The sequence below is a fragment of the Moorena sp. SIO3E8 genome, assembly GCF_010692445.1.
GTDB lineage: Bacteria > Cyanobacteriota > Cyanobacteriia > Cyanobacteriales > Coleofasciculaceae > Moorena > Moorena bouillonii.
In genome coordinates, this window is record NZ_JAAHHM010000009.1 from 17,868 (window position 1) to 36,673 (window position 18,806).

Genomic DNA, 18,806 nt, shown 5'->3' on the forward strand with positions numbered 1-18,806 from the left:
TACTCCCTACTCCCTACTCCCTAAAATTAATTAGATGCTGCTACAGATTTATTAGCAGCGTGAGCTTCTACCATGCGGGAAATATCAGGATTATAGAGTCGTAAATAATTCCAATAATTACCAAACACTGTTTTCACGTAACCTTTGGTTTCTCGAAAAGGGATTTTTTCAATAAAGGCGTCGGGGTCACTAAAACCGTATCTATTCACCCATTTAGATACATTACCGGGACCGGCATTGTAACTGGCAACCGCTAATAAAGAGTTATTACTATTTTGTTGGTGGGTAAAGCTTAGATACCATGTCCCCAATTTAATGTTGTCATCAGGGTTTTTAAGATTGTATTCTTTCAACTGAATTTTTTGGGCAACCCAACTACCTGTTGCTGGCATCACTTGCATTAAACCCATGGCACCAGCAACGGAACGGATTTCTGGTTCAAATCTAGACTCTTGGCGAATTAAGGCAGTTACGAGTAAGGGATTAAGGTCTCGTTGACCAGACCAGTTAAGAATTGAACTTTGGAAAGGGAAGGGAAATAGAGCATGCCAGTATTTTGGTTGGTCACGCAGTGCTGCCCATTCCGCTTGTTCTTGGGGAGTTTCTCGTCGTTTTAGGCTCCAGACTTGGTTAATGCCTTTGAGATTATCCCCAATCCCTAGGCGCAATACACCATCAGTAAATTGCTCCGAGACACTGAGTTCCTTGCGGTTTCCTAATTCCACTTGCCACAGAGCCCAAGCATCCTGATCTTGACCAAGTTGGTACAGTTCTTTTAGGGTTGCAGAACCGTCTTTTAGTAAGGGTCTAGCTTGGGGTCTGACCACTTTTGGCATTAAGTAGCGCACGGAGGTGAAGTCCCCTACATTCCAGCCTAAATAGTTGGCCGACCGCCATGCATAGTAGGATTCTGGATAACGAGCTAGTACATGCTCAAAGGCAGCTTTAGCATCATTAGGACGCCCCAACTTACTTGCCCATCGACCTACCCAGAAGCCAGCTTGGGCAGCGATGTCACTATCGGGATTGTTGGTGGTAATCGGTTGCGCCCATTGCCATGCTTGTTGTAGCTGGCCTTTTGCTGCTTTTTTTTGAGCCATTTGCCAACGATAATTAGCCGCAGCATCAGAACTACCATATTGGGTTAGTACCGACTTACGAGCTTGGCCAGCAGACACTTTGCTGTTGAGCTTTTCTAGGATTTTGGCTTTGTCGAGCAAGGCTTGAGCAGCTTCATCGGGATAATTCTGGATGACTTGATCCAGATAAGCTAAGGCTTCTGGTGGCTTAGAGATACTAGCAAGACGCCTCAAGGCTAATCCGGTTTCTTTGGCATTGGGATAGGCGCTGATTAACTGTTCATAAAAGATTTTGCCTTTGCTGGCTTTTGTATCTAAATGGAGTCCTCGACCTGCCCGGTAGAGATTGCGGGGAGTACGGGGGGCTTGGGCGTAGGCTTTACCAGCTTTGCCATATTTCCAGGTTTCCCAGTAACCAGTGCCAATCATTTCCCAGTCTTCCGGGGTGAGTTGCTCAGCGTATTTGTCAACGATCCGGTCTCGGATCTCCTGCATTCCTAAGGCTTTAGGAGTGTGCTTGGCTAAGATTAATAGTAATGGGAGTTGGTTGGGATTGGCTTTGAGGCGCTGTCGGACAATTTCTAGAGTACGGGGATGGCTGGGAAATTTTGCGATCGCATCGTCCCAGTGCTTGGGATTAGATTTTCCTAGATGATAAAGGGCTTCTGCTGCCACTGCTTGGTTGGGGTACTTTTTCAGGATAGTACCCCAGGCTGCTGTAGCCTTAGCGCTATCCCCCATGGCTTGGTAAGCTTGAGCACGTTTGAGGACAACGTGGGATGCTAAAACCGGATAATCTGACTCAAGTCCTTCGAGATGGTTTAGGGCTTGTTCTGGCTGATTTTGTTGAATTAAATCCGATGCCAACAGATAACGGGCGCGATACTGTTCCCGAGACTTCGGACCGGAGGCAAAGGCATCTAGGTTAGTTGCTCGTTGTTGAGGTGGCAGAGAAACCAGTCGTGCTACAGCGGATTTGCCTGTTGACTCTGTTAACCCTTGGCTGGCAGTCTTGTTTTCCTCTTTTTCCTCTAGTTGATTCGCTACTGTGACACCTAAGAATACTGCTCCCAGGGACACTGATACCAATAACACTATGGCTCCAGCCAATAACAGAAATTGCTGTCTACGCTCTTTTAACATAAATCCTTACCCAACACAGTTGCTGCAGTTGAAAGTCTCTAAGCATATGACCCATCACCAGGGTCATCTGGTTTCCCTCTTGAGTTATAAACCATAATATAAAGTTCTTGGCTAAGAACCTCGAACCGGATTTAGTCAAACTTGGTCAAATTTGGTCAGAGTTAACAGAGCACGAAGCCAGCAATAAGTATATAATTAGATAACTATTATGATAATTATATTTTTTTAACCCTGATGAGGCACATTTTTGTCACCCTTAGCGCGCCCCATTCCATATCTTAGAACTAGGTTACCTTTAAATTGTGATGATTTATGGTAAGATTGCCTATAATTTTGTTATTTAGCGAAGGGAATAGGGAACAGGGAGTAGGGAGTCGGGAGCGGTGCGACCCGTGGCGAATTTAATTCGCCAACGGAAAGCGCACCGAGGGAGTCGGGAAAGAGGGGGAAGTGTGGGGAGATGGGGAGAATTTTTTGATTTTCCGCCTATTCGCGCCTTGTTGGGAGAGCCAGCGAAAATGGTAACGGGCAAGATGCCCATTCCACCAAGATGCCCGAAACTAGGCAGGAAACTGGCAAGATGCCAGTTCTACCAAGATGCCCGAAACTAGGCAGGAAACTGGCAAGATGCCAGTTCTACCAAGATGCCCGTTCCACCGACCGGGTCAAACTGAACTTGAAAAGAAGTCATGACTGACAGCAGCACCGTTGATCAGATTCGATTCAGTACTGCAGACCTAGATCTGTTACCAGAGGACGGTAATAGATATGAAGTTATCGATGGAGACCTGTTTGTGAGCAGATCCCGCCATTGGAACCACAACAAGGTGGTGGGAAGACTATATAGTGCCGTTGATTCCTGGTCTTTAAGTGATAAGGGCTATGGTGAAGCTGTGCTAGTTCCAGGTATTGTTTTTGATCAAGAGAATGCTGTTGAACCTGATGCTGTCTGGGTTTCCGACAAGAATCGCTTGCCACAGATGCTGGATGAAGCAGGGCATTTAACTGAAGCGCCAGACCTGATCATAGAGTCTTTATCACCAGGAAGTCAAAACGAGCGTCGTGACCGAGAGGTAAAACTGAAACTCTATTCAGTGCGGGGGGTTCGGGAATACTGGATTGTGGATTGGCGCACCACTAAACTTGAGGTTTATCGGCGACAAAATGCCAAGCTTACCCTAGTCGAGACTCTGTTTCCTGGAGATATACTGCGATCGCATTTACTTCCTGGTTTTGAGTTGCAGCTCCAGATTGTGTTTTTGTAACCAACCTACACTCCCCTATTCTATAGCGTTTCTAGGACTCATGAGGTACACATTAGTTTTTACCTCTTCCCTGCTCCCTGCTCCCTGCTCCCTGCTCCCTAAAAACCAGAAATTTGTACCTCACAAGTCGTATAATTGCTATATTTTAATATCCTGGGATAAAGTATTCTGTTTTTTGAGAGTCCTAAGAGCGTGTTTAATAATCCAACTTGTTTCCTTGGTTGGAGATTCTTTTCGCCACCGCAAACAGGTATTTATTACCCAATCTGGATTAGATTTGCTGGCATCATTCAACCAGTTCGCAACCGAACGCTGCACATAATTACTGGGGTCTGAACGAACGAATTCTAATATGGTCAAACCTGGATCGGGGTTTTTCTTCAAAGTTGGAATATGTTTACACCAAACGCCACGAGGACGAGTAGCTTCTACCGCACAGCGTCGAATATTGGGGTCTTCATCTTTAACCCACTCTGTTAGTAACTCCAAGCTATAAGCTAAATCCTCTACAAGATAGCTTCTAAGGGCATCCCAAGCGCATTCTCTGACCGAGAAACTACCATCAGCGGCGAACCTACGCATTATTTCTAACCTCTCGGGTAAGGAGAAAGTCTGGTCAGCGGCTATACTAAAAGCAGCCCAAGCTCTAACCATGTCAGACGTATGACTAGCTAACGTTTCAAAAATTTCTGTTCGGTTTTCTTCGTCTTCTAGAGCCTGAAAGAGTATTGTGCCAATGCCTTTGAGGCGCTTGGTAATGCCTTGGTCTTGAAGTTTCAAGCTCTGATCATACAAGTCATCAATTTGTTCTTCCCAACCTACTTCTGTAAGACTATTCCGAAGCAGAAAAGGCATATCAATGGCTAACCATTCGACAAGATTGACGGTTTCAATTTTTCCGTGATTGAGTGCCCATAAGACGTCATTCGGAATTTCAGAACGCTTCCTTGCTCCTTTTCTCGCTTTTAGCCTTTCAAGTTCAACTGTGTGCATAAAAAAATTGCTTTTTTTCACATCTTGCAACCCAATAAAGTAGGGTGGGAAAAGTGCTATTATCTAAACTATAAAGTAGGGTGGGCAAAATTTTAGGCTATAGAATGATAAAAAAACTAAACGGTTTTTGCCCACCAACAGGGAATAGGGAATAGGGAATAGAAAGTAGGGTGGGCAAAGTTTTATGATCTAGAATTGCTAAAATAATCAAATTGTTTTTGCCCACCCTACAAGCTAAAAACTTTCTTTTTATTGAGCAATAAAAACTATAATTATCAAAAGAACTAAACGGTCTTTGCCCACCCTACAACCTTATCATTTTGATACCCGATGAATAATGCGATACACAATTAACCCAGCGATTGACCGTAGGTCACGCTACGCGAACGCACCAACTCCCACATGAAATAGCACAAACACGACACTGTAAGTCAAGCAAGGTGTAACACCAGCCTTGGGGCAATCTAAGGATTGTTTGGGGTATAGTTGGGTGATAATAGACTCTACCGGTTTAGCAGCGGTTTGGGAAGAAATACCACTGACCGCTAAACCAATACCCACCGAGGCAATCCAACGTTCTAATCGTTTCTCCTGTTGTGCTTGTTCAGTCTCTACGATGCCTCGGATACTACCAAGCATCTGGTCAAATAGTTGCTGACCCGGTTTGAGATAATTCAGGTTGGTTTGAATCTGACGTTGAAACAGCTCGGTTCTTTGGTTTAGGAAGTCTTCTAAAAACTCGATATTATCGTCTTTGAGACTAGATTCACGGATTTTTTTTAGCCAGTAGTTATAATTTTTGGCATTGGTAGCGATCGCAGTCTTGTGATCCTCTATGTCTCGCAGATAAACAGCATAGTCAAAGGTCTGGGATGGCATCTGTGTCAGTTTCTGCTTCAGTTGCTCTAGCCTTATTTCTCGCTCCCTTGGCAATTCCTTGAAGCCTTTAACCTCTTGTTCCAGTTGCCCATAGAGCTCTCTGGTTTTGCCATAACACCAACGGGCTTGATCATAAGCAAACAGGATTTTACTGCGACAGCACAACAGATTTAACAATGAACGGTAAGTCTTTTGAGCCAGGTTTAAGGTTTCTGGGTGACGGTTTAACCAGACCAGAAGGTGACATTGCTCCGTTGGTTTCTCCTTACCGTTGTCATAGGCAAACATTGGGCTACCAAATAACTGCCCAGATGCGCTAAATTGGGGTTTTTGGTCGCTTCCCTGGAAAAAAGCATCCACACAGGCATCTGCTAACTTTCTATCCTCCTTAGGAGTGCCCACGGGTTCCCCATAGAGCACTAAGGTTTGTCCCAAGGAAGCTTGAATGTTGCTGGCTAGTAGGCACCCTTGGGGATTTAACCGACTAAATTGACCGACTGGAACAGTGACATTTTGGTAATACAGAGTTATATCAATGGCATAAGTATCATGAATTTGAACCGGATAGACCTCGACTGTTAGGCCAGAGCCTTCTATTTGCAGTGGTGGCGTATAGGTTAAGCGACCATTATCAGGCAATAGTTCTATGTAACGGCTTGTGATTGCTGTTTGGCTTGGAGGGGATTGTAATTTTTCCGGTAAAGATTTCAGGTCTGGGATAGCTAGGGGTTGGCTGAGGTTAGCACAGTGTTGCCACAACTGATCCGCATCCTGTCGCAACTTTCCCGGTTCTTGACTTAAGTCTTGGCAGAGATGGAAGGCATAAAGGGTGACGCTGGGGTTTTTGATTGGCAAGGCGCTGTCAGTCATCAGCCTTTGGGAGTGTTGGGTTTTTCGGTTTCTTCAGTAGAACTCTTGCGGACTTCATTATCCACGGTTTCCCCTAGGTTTTTTTCGTCTTCGGCTTTAGTTTTATGAGTGGGGAAAGTGCCTCCAGGTCCGAGTTCACCGATTGCTTGGCTAGCAAGTAGAACATCTAGAGCATCGTCAATAACTGGATCAGATGTACACCAGTTATCAATCTCATCTGCTAATCCCTCCACATCATGATTAGATAGGGGAGTAATTATCGCTTCCAGTTCATTGCGATCCTGTTCAGAAAAAAGATCTGGTTGCGTGTTGATTAGCTTGATGAAATTTCCTATTGCTTGAATCTCAGTGTTCATAGTCTTAACTCCTATTGACCAATTGCACAAAATGCTGCCCAATGGTAGGGTTCTTCAAAAGGCTTATCGCTGGGGCTTAGATAGGGTTCTTCAAAAGGCTCCTCGCTGAGGCTTAGATCCCGAAAATCATCATTCTTCAAAAGCGGAGCACTCAAAAACAGCTTTTGATAACCCTTTATAGATAACCTCTTAATCCAGAGCAATAAATTTTCCTTAGTCACATCCCGCAGCCAGAGTTGCGCTTTATTAAGGGCAACTGCTAAGGACATCTGGTAGTTTAGCAGATTATCATAAAATTTAATCATCAACAACGCTGTGGATAAATCGTCTACTGTCCACAGGCTACAAACCACCGCTGGACTACCCGCAACTAGGAAAGCACTGGGTAAACCAATGTATTCATCGCTGCTATTCTTGAAGTCGATTAATCCTGTTTCACAAGCCGAAAGAGTGACAAGGCGACATTGTTCTAATTTGAGGCCAAAGATTTCCCCTAAAGTCAGAAATCCATCTTCTGTAGTTTTGTCTTGGACTATCTGTTTTGTTTTAACTTCCGCTAAAAGGAGTGCTGATTCTACAGGTGATTCTGGGTTGAAATAGCCATGACAGGAAAAGTGGCAACAGTGGGCTGTTGTCAAGTTCTGATTCACTTTGACAGCAGCTTCCTTTGCGTCTTGACTGGCTAAGACTTCAGCAGCCTGGAAAAATGATTTAATCACTTCCACTTCTAGGTTAGTGTAATCCAAATCATCAGTAGGGTTTTGAACCGCAAACAGGTGGGTAAAGTCCCGGCGTTCTCTGGTTTTAGCAAGTTGAAGTAGCTGACAGCTAGGAGCATAACTTACCCCTGCTGGAAAGCGATCCATCAGAATTTCAGATTTACCTTCTCCCTGCTGACTGTTGATAGGTAAAGCATGAAGGGGTAACAAATGTAAATACTGATGGGGGATTAAAATTAAGCGATCGCACGTTTCTGGAATCTGCTCAATGATGTCATCAATGTGCAGAATTTTTGCCAACAGATGTAGAAGGGTAGTCAAGCGACGTTGCCAATGGAATTTTTTGTTGTAGTAGGCTCTGAGATACCCATTTCCCCATTTTTGAAATTTTTTGAAGTCTTTCGGCTCAGATTGCAAAACGATCGGCTGCTCGGTTTGGCGGGTAAAGATAAAAGTGAGCAGCTTATCCTCTGTAATGTAAAACTCCACAATAGCAGTTTGGTCATCTAAATTTTTATTCTGAAATTTATCAACGTTAAAGCTAGAACCGATAGGTAAATGTTGGTCTTGTAAATCATTGCGCTGCTGTCGCAATTCTTGGAGATGTTGTGCCAGAGCTGTTGGATTTTCAGCTTTGCCATGCTGGATTTTATATTGACCTATGGCTATTTCATCCCTGTATTGTTCTAGTTGAGTAACAACATCTGCGGGAAAGATGGTTTTCAGCTCACGGCTGAGAATCTTTTCAACTAAATTGCCGGTTTTGCTCCGTTCAACATAGTCAATGGCTTCGGTAATATTAGTTAAGGCTAGGCAAGTTTCTACCATGCCTCGATAGCTTTGGTGGTACTGTTCAGCTAGTTTAGTCTTGTACTCTTCTACTCCAGAACCATAAATAATTTCATCTCGCAGGAATTCTACGGTTTTAATGGCAGCATCAAAAGCCTTGTAAGCTTCCGGTAAATTTTGAGCATCTCGGTAAGCCAAACCAAGGTTATTGTTAGTATCTAGATAGTATTGGGGAAAAGCCTCAAAGGTTCTAACTCTAAGAGCCTTTTGGAAACAAGTGATCGCCTCTTCTATATTCTGTGCTTTCTCACCTTTTATTCGGTTACGGTAAGCACTACCGAGATTATTTTGTGTCAATGCCCAATCAACAGTAAAAATCTCAAATCTTCTTACTTTAATAGCCTGTTGATAACAAGTGATCGCCTCTTCTATATTCTGTGCTTTCTCACCTTTGATTCGGTTACTGTAAGCATTACCAAGATTAGTTTTTGTCAATGCCCAATCAATAGGAAAATCCTCAAAGGTTCTGACTCTAAGAGACTGTTGGTGACAAGCAATAGCCTCTTCAATATTCTGTGCTGTCTCTCCTTTAATTCGGTTACGGTAAGCATTACCGAGATTATTTTGTGTAGCTGCCCAATCAATAGGAAAATCCTCAAAGGTTCTGACTCTAAGAGCCTGTTGGTAACAAGCGATCGCCTCTTCAATATTCTGTGCTTTCTCACCTTTGATTCGGTTACGGTAAGCAATACCGAGATTATTTTGTGTCATTGCCCATTTTTCGGGAAATGCCTGAAAGCTTATGACTCTAAGAGTCTGTTGGTAATAAGCGATGGCATCTTCAATATTCTGTGCTTTCTCCCCTTTGATTCGGTCACCGTAAGCAATACCAAGATTAGTTTGTATCATTGCCCAATTTTCTGGAAAAGCCTCAAAGGTATAAACTCTAAGAGCCTGTTTGTAACAAGCGATGGCATCTTCTATATTCTGTCCTTTATCACCTTTGATTCGGTCATAGTAAGCAATACCGAGATTATATTGTGTCCATGCCCAATTTTCTGGAAAAGCCTCAAAGGTATAAACTCTAAGAGCCTGTTTGTAACAAGCGATGGCATCTTCTATATTCTGTCCTTTATCACCTTTAATTCGGTAATGGTAAACATTACCAATATTATATTGTGTCGATGCCCAAAATTGGGGAAATGCTTCACGGGTGAAAACAGTTAGTGCGACTTTATAGCCAGTGATGACAATTTCTATATTGCTGGCTTTATCACCCAAGGGTAATTCCTGAATTAGCATGCTGAAAAGTACAATAACTGCTGCATAGTATTCCGCTTCATCTGCTTCCGCTTCCGCCAGCGTAGTTGTTGCCCAAGCTTGCAATTTTTCTGCTAACTTATGATTAAGTTGGTCTATATTTGTTGCCAGTAATGGGTAAACTACCTGTTTATTACCCCTACTGTCTTCCGTTGCTTGTATTACTTGTAAGAGAAAGTTTAGTTGGGAATCCGATCTATTCTCAGCCATTGCCATTAAATGCTCTACAATAGTTATTTCACTAATATACTACTTGGATTTCAAGGGAGCAAGTAGTAAAGAGTAGGGATAATTTATAGTTAATTTATCAACAGCATACCTTAGGAAAAGGGAAGACGAAACGTAAGCATCAACCTTTAGTATTCAGCTGTTTTATGTATCCTAAATTTTAACCACAAATCAAATAAAAATGTTATAGTATTTTCCACAGGATAATTAAAATCATTTGACACCAACTAAACTAGTAAAACCCATGACTATTGACACAGAAATTTTACAAACAGTAGAGAAAATGCCAGCATCCCTAAAACAAGAACTGCTGCATTATGCCAAGTATCTGATGGAAAACTACTCCCAAGATGTTTCCCCAGAGCAACATTCTTGCAAAAAACGTCGTTCAGGTATCTTAAAAGGAACCTTTGTTCTACCCTTACCTGATGATTTTGATGAACCCTTAGACGATTTTAAGGAATATATGTAGGGAGCAGGGAATTTAGAAGTCTGAAGTTAGAAGTTAGAAGTCTGAAGTGGGTAGTACTGTATTAACATCTAAGACACGAGTACCCATTAACCGAAAACTAGTACTGTTGTATGTTAAACATGTACTGTTGTATAACAAAGGAGTACTAATTTCTCATAAGCCAATAGGCAATAGGCAGCAGGGAGCAGGCAATAGGCAATGCTAAATTCTTAATTCTTAATTCTTAATTCTTAATTCTTAATTCTTCATTCTTCATTCTTCATTTTCTAAAAACCCTTGACAATTCAAATCATAATCATTACAATAATCAATGTAAACCCAAGTTGAACTTTTTCACAATGTCAGAACAATTTACTCGCAATTTCAAGAAAAAACCAACTCAGCACACTCTCAAAGGACCTCGTGAATCAGTAATCAATAGTATGCATATGCTGTATTCTCTAGGCTATGCAGAAATAGCTGAGTGGACTCCTTTCGAGCCGACCGAGATTCCAGGAGAAGTAATTACTACTATGACCAAGTATTGGCTGTTGCCATAACACCTTAAAATTCTGGGGGGGTTTCCCCCCGGCCTTGGGTTTCGGAAATTTCTGACATATGTGATTGACATAGCCGTGGATAGTATTTCTACGGCTATTTTTTTTGGTAATTAAGAATTAAGAATTTAGAATTAAGAATTAAGAATTAAGAATCGGGAATCGGGAATCGGGAATCGGGAATCGGGAATCGGGAATCGGGAATCGGGAGTGGAACTGGCATCTTGCCAGTTTCAATATATTTCCGGGCGGGCAGGATGCCCACTCTACTCCTATTCAGCGCGAAGACTGAGCTTGAGGGGAATTTAATTTAGCGATCGCACTTCCTAAACTCATAAATATGGCGTTGCTGAATTAAGGAATGAATGCGCGATCATTTGGTTTTACTAAAGCCCCCTAAATCCCCCAATTCTGGGGGACTTTGATAGTTTTGTTCCCCCCAGAATTGGGGGGCTAGGGGGGCAAAACCATACGCATAATCAGCAACGCCATAAATATAGCACTATCAATGAAGCTTAGGACATTCCTAAACTCCGAAACGTAAGTCTAAGTTTACTTCTGACTTCTGACTTCTGACTTGCGCTATACCAGTTCTAAATACCCAATTGAGAATTGCTATAAATAACAGCTAGATTCCCAACCGTTGATAAACCTCGTCCAAATGTTGCAAATGCTGCTCGGGATTAAAACATTCTTCTATTTCAGAAGGGGTTAGCTTACTCGTAACGCCAGGATCCTTAGTAATCAAATTGTGGAAGTCTCCCTCAGGTTGATTCCAGGCTTGATGAGCACAAGACTGAACAATACTGTAGGCATCTTCCCGATTCATGCCCTTTTCTACTAAAGCTAACAACACCTTTTGGCTAAAGACTACACCGCCATAAACATTCATATTCCGCTTCATGTTTTCTGGATAAACCAACAAGTGTTTCACTAAATCTGTGATTTCCACTAACATGAAGTGAGTTAAAATACACACATCTGGCAGAATGACTCGTTCTACAGAGGAATGAGAAATATCCCGCTCATGCCATAGGGCAACATTTTCTAAAGCAGCCACCCCATGACCCCGCAGGATTCGTGCCATCCCGGTTAGCCGTTCAGAACGAATTGGATTACGTTTGTGTGGCATAGCAGAAGAACCTTTCTGTCCTTTAGAAAAGAATTCCTCTACTTCTAGAACATCAGTTTTTTGGAGATTGCGAATTTCCACAGCAAACCGTTCAATGGTTGCCCCTAACAGAGCTAACTGTTGGACAAACTCACCATGGCGATCGCGGGAAATAATTTGGGTTGAGGCAGTATCAGGTTGCAGTGACAGGTTTCGACATGCGATCGCTTCCACTTGAGGGTCAATATTCGCATAGGTTCCCACAGCACCAGAAATCTTGCCCACAGATATATTGTCACGTAGAGCCACTAAGCGATCGCGATGGCGGCAAACTTCTGCTAACCAACCGGCCAGCTTAAAACCAAAAGTAATTGGTTCAGCATGAATTCCGTGAGAACGACCAATCATCACCGTGTAGCGATGTTGTTGTGCCTGGTAGCGAATTGCTTGAGCAAGCTTCTCGATATGTTCGAGGATAATATTTAGACTAGCAACCAGTTGCAGTGCCAAGGCAGTGTCTAAAACATCCGAACTAGTCAAGCCTAAGTGAATGTAGCGTCCCACATCCCCTACATACTCATTCACATTAGTCAGAAAGGCAATCATGTCATGGCGGACTTCTCGCTCAATCTCTTGCACCCGCTTGAGGTCAAAATTTGCCTTTGCCTTAATTTCCTCTACTGCTTCACCAGGAATCTTACCCAGTTCCGCTTGTGCTTCACAAACAGCTATTTCCACCTGAAGCCAGGTTTTGAGCTTGTAGGTATCCGTCCACAATTCGCCCATCTCGGGTAGGGTGTAGCGCTCAATCAATTCCAATATCGCAGAACACAACCTTACAATTATAGCAGTTATCAATCGGGTAAGGGACTTTCGTCTTGAGTTTTAGGGAGTCGGGAGTCGGGAGTCGGAACCCACCCCTAACCCCTCCCAGGAGGGGTTAGGGAGTCGGGAGTCGTTAGGTAGTGCGGTATTGGGGGTCTCCAGCAGGCTTACAAGGTATTGAATCTATCTGATTATTATAATTAACGCTATATAATTGATTAATCATTAATGATTAATCATTCGTTAAATCCCCTATCCCCTGTTGTCTGTTGCCTGTTGCCTATTGCTAGCATGCCTGTTACCTATTGCTTATTGCCTTTTGTCAGGTACCATCACCAATTTTACTCTCAATTCTGGGTCTATATTAAGCTTTAGTACCAAATCAACAATCGGAGGTCACACTTGACTAAGACAGGTATGATTAAACACCATTACTGGGCTAAACGCCCTCTAATTGCTTTAATACTCCCAATTTTAATACTCCTATCGGCCCCACCAGCCCTTGCCCAAGCTGATCTCACCATCACCCCTAAAAGTATGACTGTAGCAGGTACCAGGGGTTCTAGCACAAGCCGCAGCTTACTCTTGCGCACGACTAACGCCGTCAAGGATTTACAAATCATCTCCCTAGACTTGAATACTCAGGATGGCCAAGAAATTTTCCCCGCTAAATTGATTCAGCCTACTTTACCAGTCGAAGAGATTGAGGCCAATAGTCTACTATCTCTCCCGATCCAGTTTCAATTAGATGATGCCCCCAAAAGTGGAGAATTTAGTGGTGAATTCCTGATCAAGTTCTCAGAGAATGAACTAAGCGTACCATTAACAGTCCGAATCAAAGACCCCTTCCCCATACCTCTCGGAGTCATATCCATTGGGGTTATATTGAGCATAGCTGTGTCCAGCTACCGTAATCGAGGGAAACTACGGGACAAAATTCTGGTGCGGGTTGGTCAATTGCGTACCCAACTGCGCAGTGACCCCCAGTTAGCTGAAACATCACTAGTCGATCAATTCAACTCAATACCAAATCCCTTCAAGACCCGAATTGAAGCCCATCTGCTAGATGTCGAGATGGCTTTGCAGGGGGAACGTTGGAACGATGGTAATCAGGCAATTACCCAAGCAGAGTCAGTGTGGCTGAAATGGCGCAAAGGTCGTGAAGACTGGCTAGCACTCCTGAACTATTCTCAAACCCTGGAAGAAAAAATACCCACCACTCCTGATCTTGACCCCCCTTATCTACAGTCAGTACGCCGTAATTTGCAACTGGCAATCCGAGAGGCACCTGACCAAAATCCTCAAGACTTGTATGAGCAGTTAGATGACTGTGCAAAACAGATTAATAAATACCTGCAACTGGATGCTAAACTCAGGGACTTGGACAACCTGCTGGTGGAAACCACAATATCAACACAAGAGTTACAGAGTTGGCAACGTCAGCAAAAGAATTTGCGCAGTAAGTTGAATAATCTCGAACCTACCGATAAAAAAGCTGCTCAGGAGTTGAATGGTCAAATCGAAAAAGCGATCACTCTACTAGTCAAACAAATACCACCTAACTCCACTAAGTTAGGCTTTCTCATCACCCAACCTGAATTATTGCAGAGAGCACCAGGGATCGAGACACCACGCATAGTTATCCAAGAGCCAAGACTAGCAAAGATTCGCCTTTGGATTTTCTCTGCGATCAGTTATGCGATCGCAATTGTCCTGCTTGCTGGTAGTGGCTTCATTGAGCTATACACCTATAAATCCACCTTTGGCGCTAACCTCTGGGGTGACTATGGCGTCCTCCTGGCTTGGGGGTTTGGTGCCGAAGCCAGTCGGGATGCGATTACAAAAGTCGTGGCAAATTTGGACTTACCAGGATTGAAATAATCACTCGATCAGGTTGAAGGTTACCAGGTTGAAGGTTACCAGGTTGTTCGCCAAAGGCGAACAACCGAACATAAGGAATTCAATTAATAAGTACCAATATGTTTTTAAATAATTTTAATGTCATCCAGGCTCGCGATCGCTATATCAGCTCCCTCTAAATGGGCAGCTTCTGGCTTTCCCCAGCAAATACCAATGCAACCCGCTGCACCAGCACCTTTTGCCATCTCAATATCACCGGCTGAATCTCCTACCATTAGGGCCGAAGCAGGTTTTACCCCTAAAGATTGGCACGCTTGTAGGAACAACCTGGGATCAGGCTTACTGATTTCAGAATCCACACCCTGCTGTAATTGGATATAGGGGTCTAGCTGGTGTCGATGGACAAAGGCTTGTACGCCAGCCGTAGAGTCTGCCGATAGAATACCCAGCTTTAAACCAGCTTCCGAGAGGAATTTAAGGACTTCCAGGCTACCGGCAAACATTGGGGAAGTTCCAGCCGCATCTTGCAAGTACTTCTCGGCTTCAACAAAGGCACTACCAGCGATTGCCAATGACTCTAACCATCCCCGACCAGTCTCAGCAATATAAGCAGCAGCAGCAATTTCATTTTCCCGACGGCTACCTACTGCCATTAACCCGGTAGGGTCAAGGGTGTCATCTTGGACACCAAAGGCCATCAGGAGGGGTTCTCCAATACCAGGGATTTGGGCATCAATTAAACGCGATCGCTTATAGGCTAGTTCTCTTAAATAAACTTGTGAATCCTCTAAGGTACCGTCTTTATCAAATATGACTGCTTCAATATTGGGGAAAGTCACCTTCCCACAACGAATGCTTACCAAGGGTTTATGCCGTTGTTTATTTTAATCAACTTCATTCTACTAGCTAGTTGATCAAGATTCGCACCTGCCAATTTCTTTGCTCTTGTTCCGGAACAGGGCCATCAATACAGATTAGCCATTAGCCTCAGCTAACGGCTAATTCTTGTGGCTGCACCTGGTTGTTACTCGTCGATGGCAGCTGCTACAAACTCTCCCTCTGGCACTGCGTCTTCTTGAGGCTCTGGGGACTCTTGGGACTCTTGGGGCTCTTGGGACTCTTGAGCCTGAACAGGCTCTTGGGACTCTTGAGCCTGAACAGGCTCTTGGGACTCTTGAGCCTGAACAGGCTCTTGGGACTCTTGAGCCTGAACAGGCTCTGGGGACTCTTGGGACTCTTGGGGCTCTTGGGGCTCTTGGGACTCTTGAGCCTGAACAGCCTCTTGGGGCTCTTGAGCCTGAACAGCCTCTTGGGGCTCTTGAGCCTGAACAGCCTCTGGGGACTCTTGTGGCTCTGGGGACTCTTGTGGAGTCATACTTTCTGGAGTTATACCTTGCTTTTGTGCTAGCATCTTCTCCCGGTACTTCTGAGCCATTTCTTCTGCCTTCTCGAAGACCACTTCCCGGTTGTTAATCATATCTCCCGGTTCTGGCTCTAATTGCTTTGTTGACAGAGAAATCCGACCTCGGTCAGCATCCAAGTCAATGATCATCACTTTTAGTTCATCATTGACATTAAACACACTATGAGGCGTATCGATATGATCATGGGAAATTTCCGAAATGTGCAGCAATCCGCTGACCCCGCCAATATCAATGAATGCACCGTAAGGTTTGATGCCTCGTACTGAGCCAATCACCACCTCTCCGACTTCTAGGCGGTTCATCTTGCGCTCGACTAGAGCACGACGGTGGGATAGTACCAAACGATTACGGTCTTCATCTACCTCCAGAAATTTTAGGGGCAGTTCTTGGGCCACCAAATCTTCCTTGGCTGCCCGAGTGCTAATATGAGAACCAGGAATAAAACCGCGCAACCCTTCAATACGTACCAACGCTCCACCACGGTTAGTGGCGAATACCAGAGAACGCACCGTAGCATCCTCTGCTTGTAGTTGGCGCACTCGCTCCCACGCTCGCATATACTCAATGCGACGGATAGAGAGAGTCAACTGTCCATCTTCATTTTCATCGGTCAGGATGAAAAATTCCCGTGTTTCGTTGGATTGTAAAACCTCATCAGGATTATCAACTCGATTTATTGACATTTCCTGAATCGGAATATAGGCGGCGGTTTTCGCACCAATGTCAATCAGAGCGCCCCTCGGCTCTAGACTGAATACCGTACCCGGAACTATATCCCCTGGGTTAAAATGATAATCATACTTATCCAGAAGGGCAGCAAAATCTTCGTGAGTGAATCCTATATCTGTAGTTTTTGTTTTCTGACTGAGCATGTGCGTTGTTTGTCCTAGTTTGATTTGGTTTTAATGACTATGCCTCCTGTTGATGTACAAGCACGTCAGCATTGTGCTGCTTACACCGACATTGCGTTGTCCTACTTGTGACATCTCCCACACCTGTTGGGGTAAGGGGGTAGGTGTGGGCTTCTCGCCAACCCCAGCTATCGCTATTTCCTTACGGAAACCGATCCGCATTCGGGTACTCGACAAGCTTTACTCTTGACGGGATGCCTCACCGCCAAGTTTCTGATCTGAATCTGATCTGATTTTAATTGCTCTATTCCAATCAGGTTTTGGGTCTACTGTCAATAACCAAGGGCATTTTCGGCTTTGGTTATCAAATAGACATAAATTTAACCCAATTTATGTCCATTATAAGTTATTAGACAAAACCTGACCTGAGCTTTCCGTCAAAAAATACCACCTCAACCTTCAACCAAGGGGCAAAGCTTGCGCGTTTGGTAGAGGCTAGGGGGCTAATCTCGGACTGATCAGCTCATTTAATAAGATTTAATTAAGACCAGAAATCCTATTATAACCTAATCGAGATTTTGTTATTAGTATCTTTACCGAACTTTCCAGGGTATTGTGCTACCTCCTATATCCCCCTATGGGGGATGTTAGCCTAATAAATGCCAGGGGTACATTCTGCACCCAAGACAAGGCAGGGATACCCCAGCAATCGACCTTTAGCCAGCAGGAATACCAAGTGGTTGCCACTCCAGAAAAATCTCAATCAGTCAAACCTTCCCCAACCCATGGTCACGAGCGAGTTGCGGTTTTACTCATGGGTTATGGAGAAGTCGAAAGCTATGAAGACTTCGCCAACTACAACGAACAAGCCTTAAACTTGCTCACTGCCAAATTTGCCCCAGTCCCCAACTGGATCTATCCACCCTTAGCCAAAATATTGGCAATGTTTGACTTCCACGAGTGGGGGCACCAGCATGACAACTTTATTTCACCCCACAACAAGATTTTTGAACAGCAACGGGCAGGTATTGAAAAACAACTGCAAGCTAAATGGGGCGATCAGGTGAAGGTATTCAAAGCCTTTAACTTCTGCGCTCCCTTTCTGCCAGAACAAGTCCTCAGTGAAATTAAGGCGCAAGGTTTCCAAAAACTGCTGATCTATCCCCTGCTAGTGGTGGATTCCATCTTTACTAGCGGTATTGCGGTGGAACAAGTCAATAAAGCCCTCGAGAAATTAGAGGATAAAGATCAACACTGGGTTCAGGGATTGCGTTACATCCCGTCTTTCTATAACGAACCAGAGTACATTAATCTAACTGCTCAATTGGTGGAAGAGAAAATTACTACCGATTTAGCAGCAGCCTATCTGCCCTCCCAAATTGGCATTGTCCTGATGAACCATGGCTGTCCCCACGAAGCTAAAGGATTTGTGTCTGGAATTGACGAAAGTCAGGCATTGTATGAGGCAGTAAGGGAAAAGTTGATGTATAAGTATCCCCTAATCTCTGTGGGCTGGCTTAACCACCAAACTCCCTTAATTAAGTGGACTCAGCCTCACACGGAGTTAGCAGCCCAGAACCTGATTAACTTAGGGGCTAAGGCGATTGTGTTTATGCCGATTGGCTTTGCCACAGAGAATCACGAAACCCTCTTAGATGTGCATCACATTGTCCACGCTCTAAAGCGTCGTAACTCAGAGGTTACCTACGTAGAGATGCCCTGTGTTAATGATCATCCAGAATTCTTACAGATGGCAGCGGAGTGGGCTAATCCTCAAATTGAGGTACTACTATCAGAAAATGCTCTATCTGTCAATCCCCAGTTGGCAGCTGTGCAGGCATCAGAGCACCATCATCACCATCACCACTGATTCACCAGAGCGTTTTAGTAGCTTGCTTTATATTAGGTTGCTTTATATATAGCACCTTCTTGCACCTCCTCCGTTCTCCTCCCGCTGTTCTCCCTCTTCTCCTGTTCTAGGAAAGATGTCACAGAATAGAACTGTAGGCTGGGAATCAATGAAACTTCTCCAATCAGAGGAAAGCCTAGCTGATCCCAGCCCCATAAAGTGCCGAGTGACAGGATA

Annotated in this window: 15 protein-coding genes; 5 read left to right on the top strand and 10 right to left on the bottom strand. The window is 44.0% G+C overall.

Annotated elements, in window-relative coordinates; translation table 11 throughout:
* Window positions 1-26 precede the first annotated feature (26 nt).
* Complete coding sequence (locus F6K46_RS05990; protein WP_293054481.1) at window positions 27-2,222, bottom strand: transglycosylase SLT domain-containing protein; 2,196 nt, start codon at window positions 2,220-2,222, stop codon at window positions 27-29.
* Between the two features lie 340 nt (window positions 2,223-2,562).
* Window positions 2,563-2,754: a hypothetical protein gene (locus F6K46_RS05995; RefSeq protein ID WP_293054478.1), complete on the bottom strand. Its 192-nt coding sequence runs from the start codon at window positions 2,752-2,754 to the stop codon at window positions 2,563-2,565.
* A gap of 157 nt (window positions 2,755-2,911) precedes the next feature.
* On the opposite strand from F6K46_RS05995, the gene F6K46_RS06000 reads away from it, so the two are divergent.
* Entirely contained in the window at window positions 2,912-3,487 is a 576-nt protein-coding gene (locus F6K46_RS06000; RefSeq protein WP_293054475.1) for a Uma2 family endonuclease, read from the top strand.
* 138 nt (window positions 3,488-3,625) lie between these two features.
* Here the strand turns inward: F6K46_RS06000 and F6K46_RS06005 are convergent, their stop codons facing one another.
* The 5 genes from F6K46_RS06005 to F6K46_RS06025 form a co-directional block, all read right to left on the bottom strand.
* The gene (locus F6K46_RS06005; RefSeq protein ID WP_293054472.1) at window positions 3,626-4,480 is read right to left on the bottom strand and encodes a HEAT repeat domain-containing protein; all 855 of its coding nucleotides are present in this window, start codon (window positions 4,478-4,480) and stop codon (window positions 3,626-3,628) included.
* 97 nt (window positions 4,481-4,577) lie between these two features.
* Window positions 4,578-4,706 carry a hypothetical protein gene (locus F6K46_RS06010; RefSeq protein WP_293054469.1) on the bottom strand — a complete coding sequence of 43 codons (129 nt, stop codon included), beginning with the start codon at window positions 4,704-4,706 and terminating at the stop codon, window positions 4,578-4,580.
* A 152-nt stretch (window positions 4,707-4,858) separates the two neighbouring features.
* Window positions 4,859-6,229, bottom strand: a complete 1,371-nt coding sequence (locus F6K46_RS06015) for a hypothetical protein (protein ID WP_293054466.1) — start codon at window positions 6,227-6,229, stop codon at window positions 4,859-4,861.
* Window positions 6,229-6,585, bottom strand: coding sequence for a hypothetical protein (locus F6K46_RS06020; RefSeq protein ID WP_293054464.1), 357 nt, complete (start codon window positions 6,583-6,585; stop codon window positions 6,229-6,231). Before F6K46_RS06020 ends, F6K46_RS06015 begins: the two co-directional genes overlap by 1 nt.
* An 11-nt stretch (window positions 6,586-6,596) precedes the next feature.
* Window positions 6,597-9,629: a CHAT domain-containing tetratricopeptide repeat protein gene (locus F6K46_RS06025; RefSeq protein ID WP_293116834.1), complete on the bottom strand. Its 3,033-nt coding sequence runs from the start codon at window positions 9,627-9,629 to the stop codon at window positions 6,597-6,599.
* 256 nt (window positions 9,630-9,885) lie between these two features.
* Between F6K46_RS06025 and F6K46_RS06030 the strand changes: the two genes are divergently transcribed.
* Together F6K46_RS06030 and F6K46_RS06035 are read left to right on the top strand one after the other, a co-directional pair.
* Window positions 9,886-10,113 (top strand): DUF2281 domain-containing protein, encoded by a 228-nt coding sequence (locus F6K46_RS06030; protein WP_293054458.1) that lies wholly within the window; start codon window positions 9,886-9,888, stop codon window positions 10,111-10,113.
* Window positions 10,114-10,451: 338 nt separating this feature from the next.
* Window positions 10,452-10,652, top strand: coding sequence for a hypothetical protein (locus F6K46_RS06035; RefSeq protein WP_075896256.1), 201 nt, complete (start codon window positions 10,452-10,454; stop codon window positions 10,650-10,652).
* A 625-nt stretch (window positions 10,653-11,277) separates the two neighbouring features.
* Here F6K46_RS06035 and purB read toward each other — a convergent pair.
* Window positions 11,278-12,573 carry an adenylosuccinate lyase gene (purB, locus tag F6K46_RS06040; RefSeq protein WP_293054502.1) on the bottom strand — a complete coding sequence of 432 codons (1,296 nt, stop codon included), beginning with the start codon at window positions 12,571-12,573 and terminating at the stop codon, window positions 11,278-11,280.
* Window positions 12,574-12,987: 414 nt separating this feature from the next.
* Between purB and F6K46_RS06045 the strand changes: the two genes are divergently transcribed.
* Window positions 12,988-14,466, top strand: a complete 1,479-nt coding sequence (locus F6K46_RS06045; protein ID WP_293054453.1) for a hypothetical protein — start codon at window positions 12,988-12,990, stop codon at window positions 14,464-14,466.
* Window positions 14,467-14,570: 104 nt separating this feature from the next.
* On the opposite strand, the gene F6K46_RS06050 is transcribed toward F6K46_RS06045, so the two are convergent.
* Both F6K46_RS06050 and F6K46_RS06055 read right to left on the bottom strand, forming a co-directional pair.
* Window positions 14,571-15,308, bottom strand: coding sequence for an HAD family hydrolase (locus tag F6K46_RS06050; protein ID WP_293017872.1), 738 nt, complete (start codon window positions 15,306-15,308; stop codon window positions 14,571-14,573).
* 161 nt (window positions 15,309-15,469) lie between these two features.
* A complete protein-coding gene (locus F6K46_RS06055; RefSeq protein WP_293054450.1) occupies window positions 15,470-16,741 on the bottom strand; it encodes a S1 RNA-binding domain-containing protein in 1,272 nt (423 codons plus the stop codon).
* Window positions 16,742-17,456: 715 nt separating this feature from the next.
* Between F6K46_RS06055 and F6K46_RS06060 the strand changes: the two genes are divergently transcribed.
* Window positions 17,457-18,590: a ferrochelatase gene (locus F6K46_RS06060; RefSeq protein WP_293054499.1), complete on the top strand. Its 1,134-nt coding sequence runs from the start codon at window positions 17,457-17,459 to the stop codon at window positions 18,588-18,590.
* Window positions 18,591-18,806: the final 216 nt, after the last annotated feature.

Excerpts from the sequence above, each read along its gene's own strand:
- F6K46_RS05990 (WP_293054481.1), bottom strand. The coding sequence starts at position 2,222 with ATGTTAAAAGAGCGTAGACAGCAATTTCTGTTATTGGCTGGAGCCATA.
- F6K46_RS06000 (WP_293054475.1), top strand. The coding sequence starts at position 2,912 with ATGACTGACAGCAGCACCGTTGATCAGATTCGATTCAGTACTGCAGAC.
- F6K46_RS06005 (WP_293054472.1), bottom strand. The coding sequence starts at position 4,480 with ATGCACACAGTTGAACTTGAAAGGCTAAAAGCGAGAAAAGGAGCAAGG.
- F6K46_RS06015 (WP_293054466.1), bottom strand. The coding sequence starts at position 6,229 with ATGACTGACAGCGCCTTGCCAATCAAAAACCCCAGCGTCACCCTTTAT.
- F6K46_RS06020 (WP_293054464.1), bottom strand. The coding sequence starts at position 6,585 with ATGAACACTGAGATTCAAGCAATAGGAAATTTCATCAAGCTAATCAAC.
- F6K46_RS06025 (WP_293116834.1), bottom strand. The coding sequence starts at position 9,629 with ATGGCAATGGCTGAGAATAGATCGGATTCCCAACTAAACTTTCTCTTA.
- F6K46_RS06030 (WP_293054458.1), top strand. The coding sequence starts at position 9,886 with ATGACTATTGACACAGAAATTTTACAAACAGTAGAGAAAATGCCAGCA.
- F6K46_RS06035 (WP_075896256.1), top strand. The coding sequence starts at position 10,452 with ATGTCAGAACAATTTACTCGCAATTTCAAGAAAAAACCAACTCAGCAC.
- F6K46_RS06055 (WP_293054450.1), bottom strand. The coding sequence starts at position 16,741 with ATGCTCAGTCAGAAAACAAAAACTACAGATATAGGATTCACTCACGAA.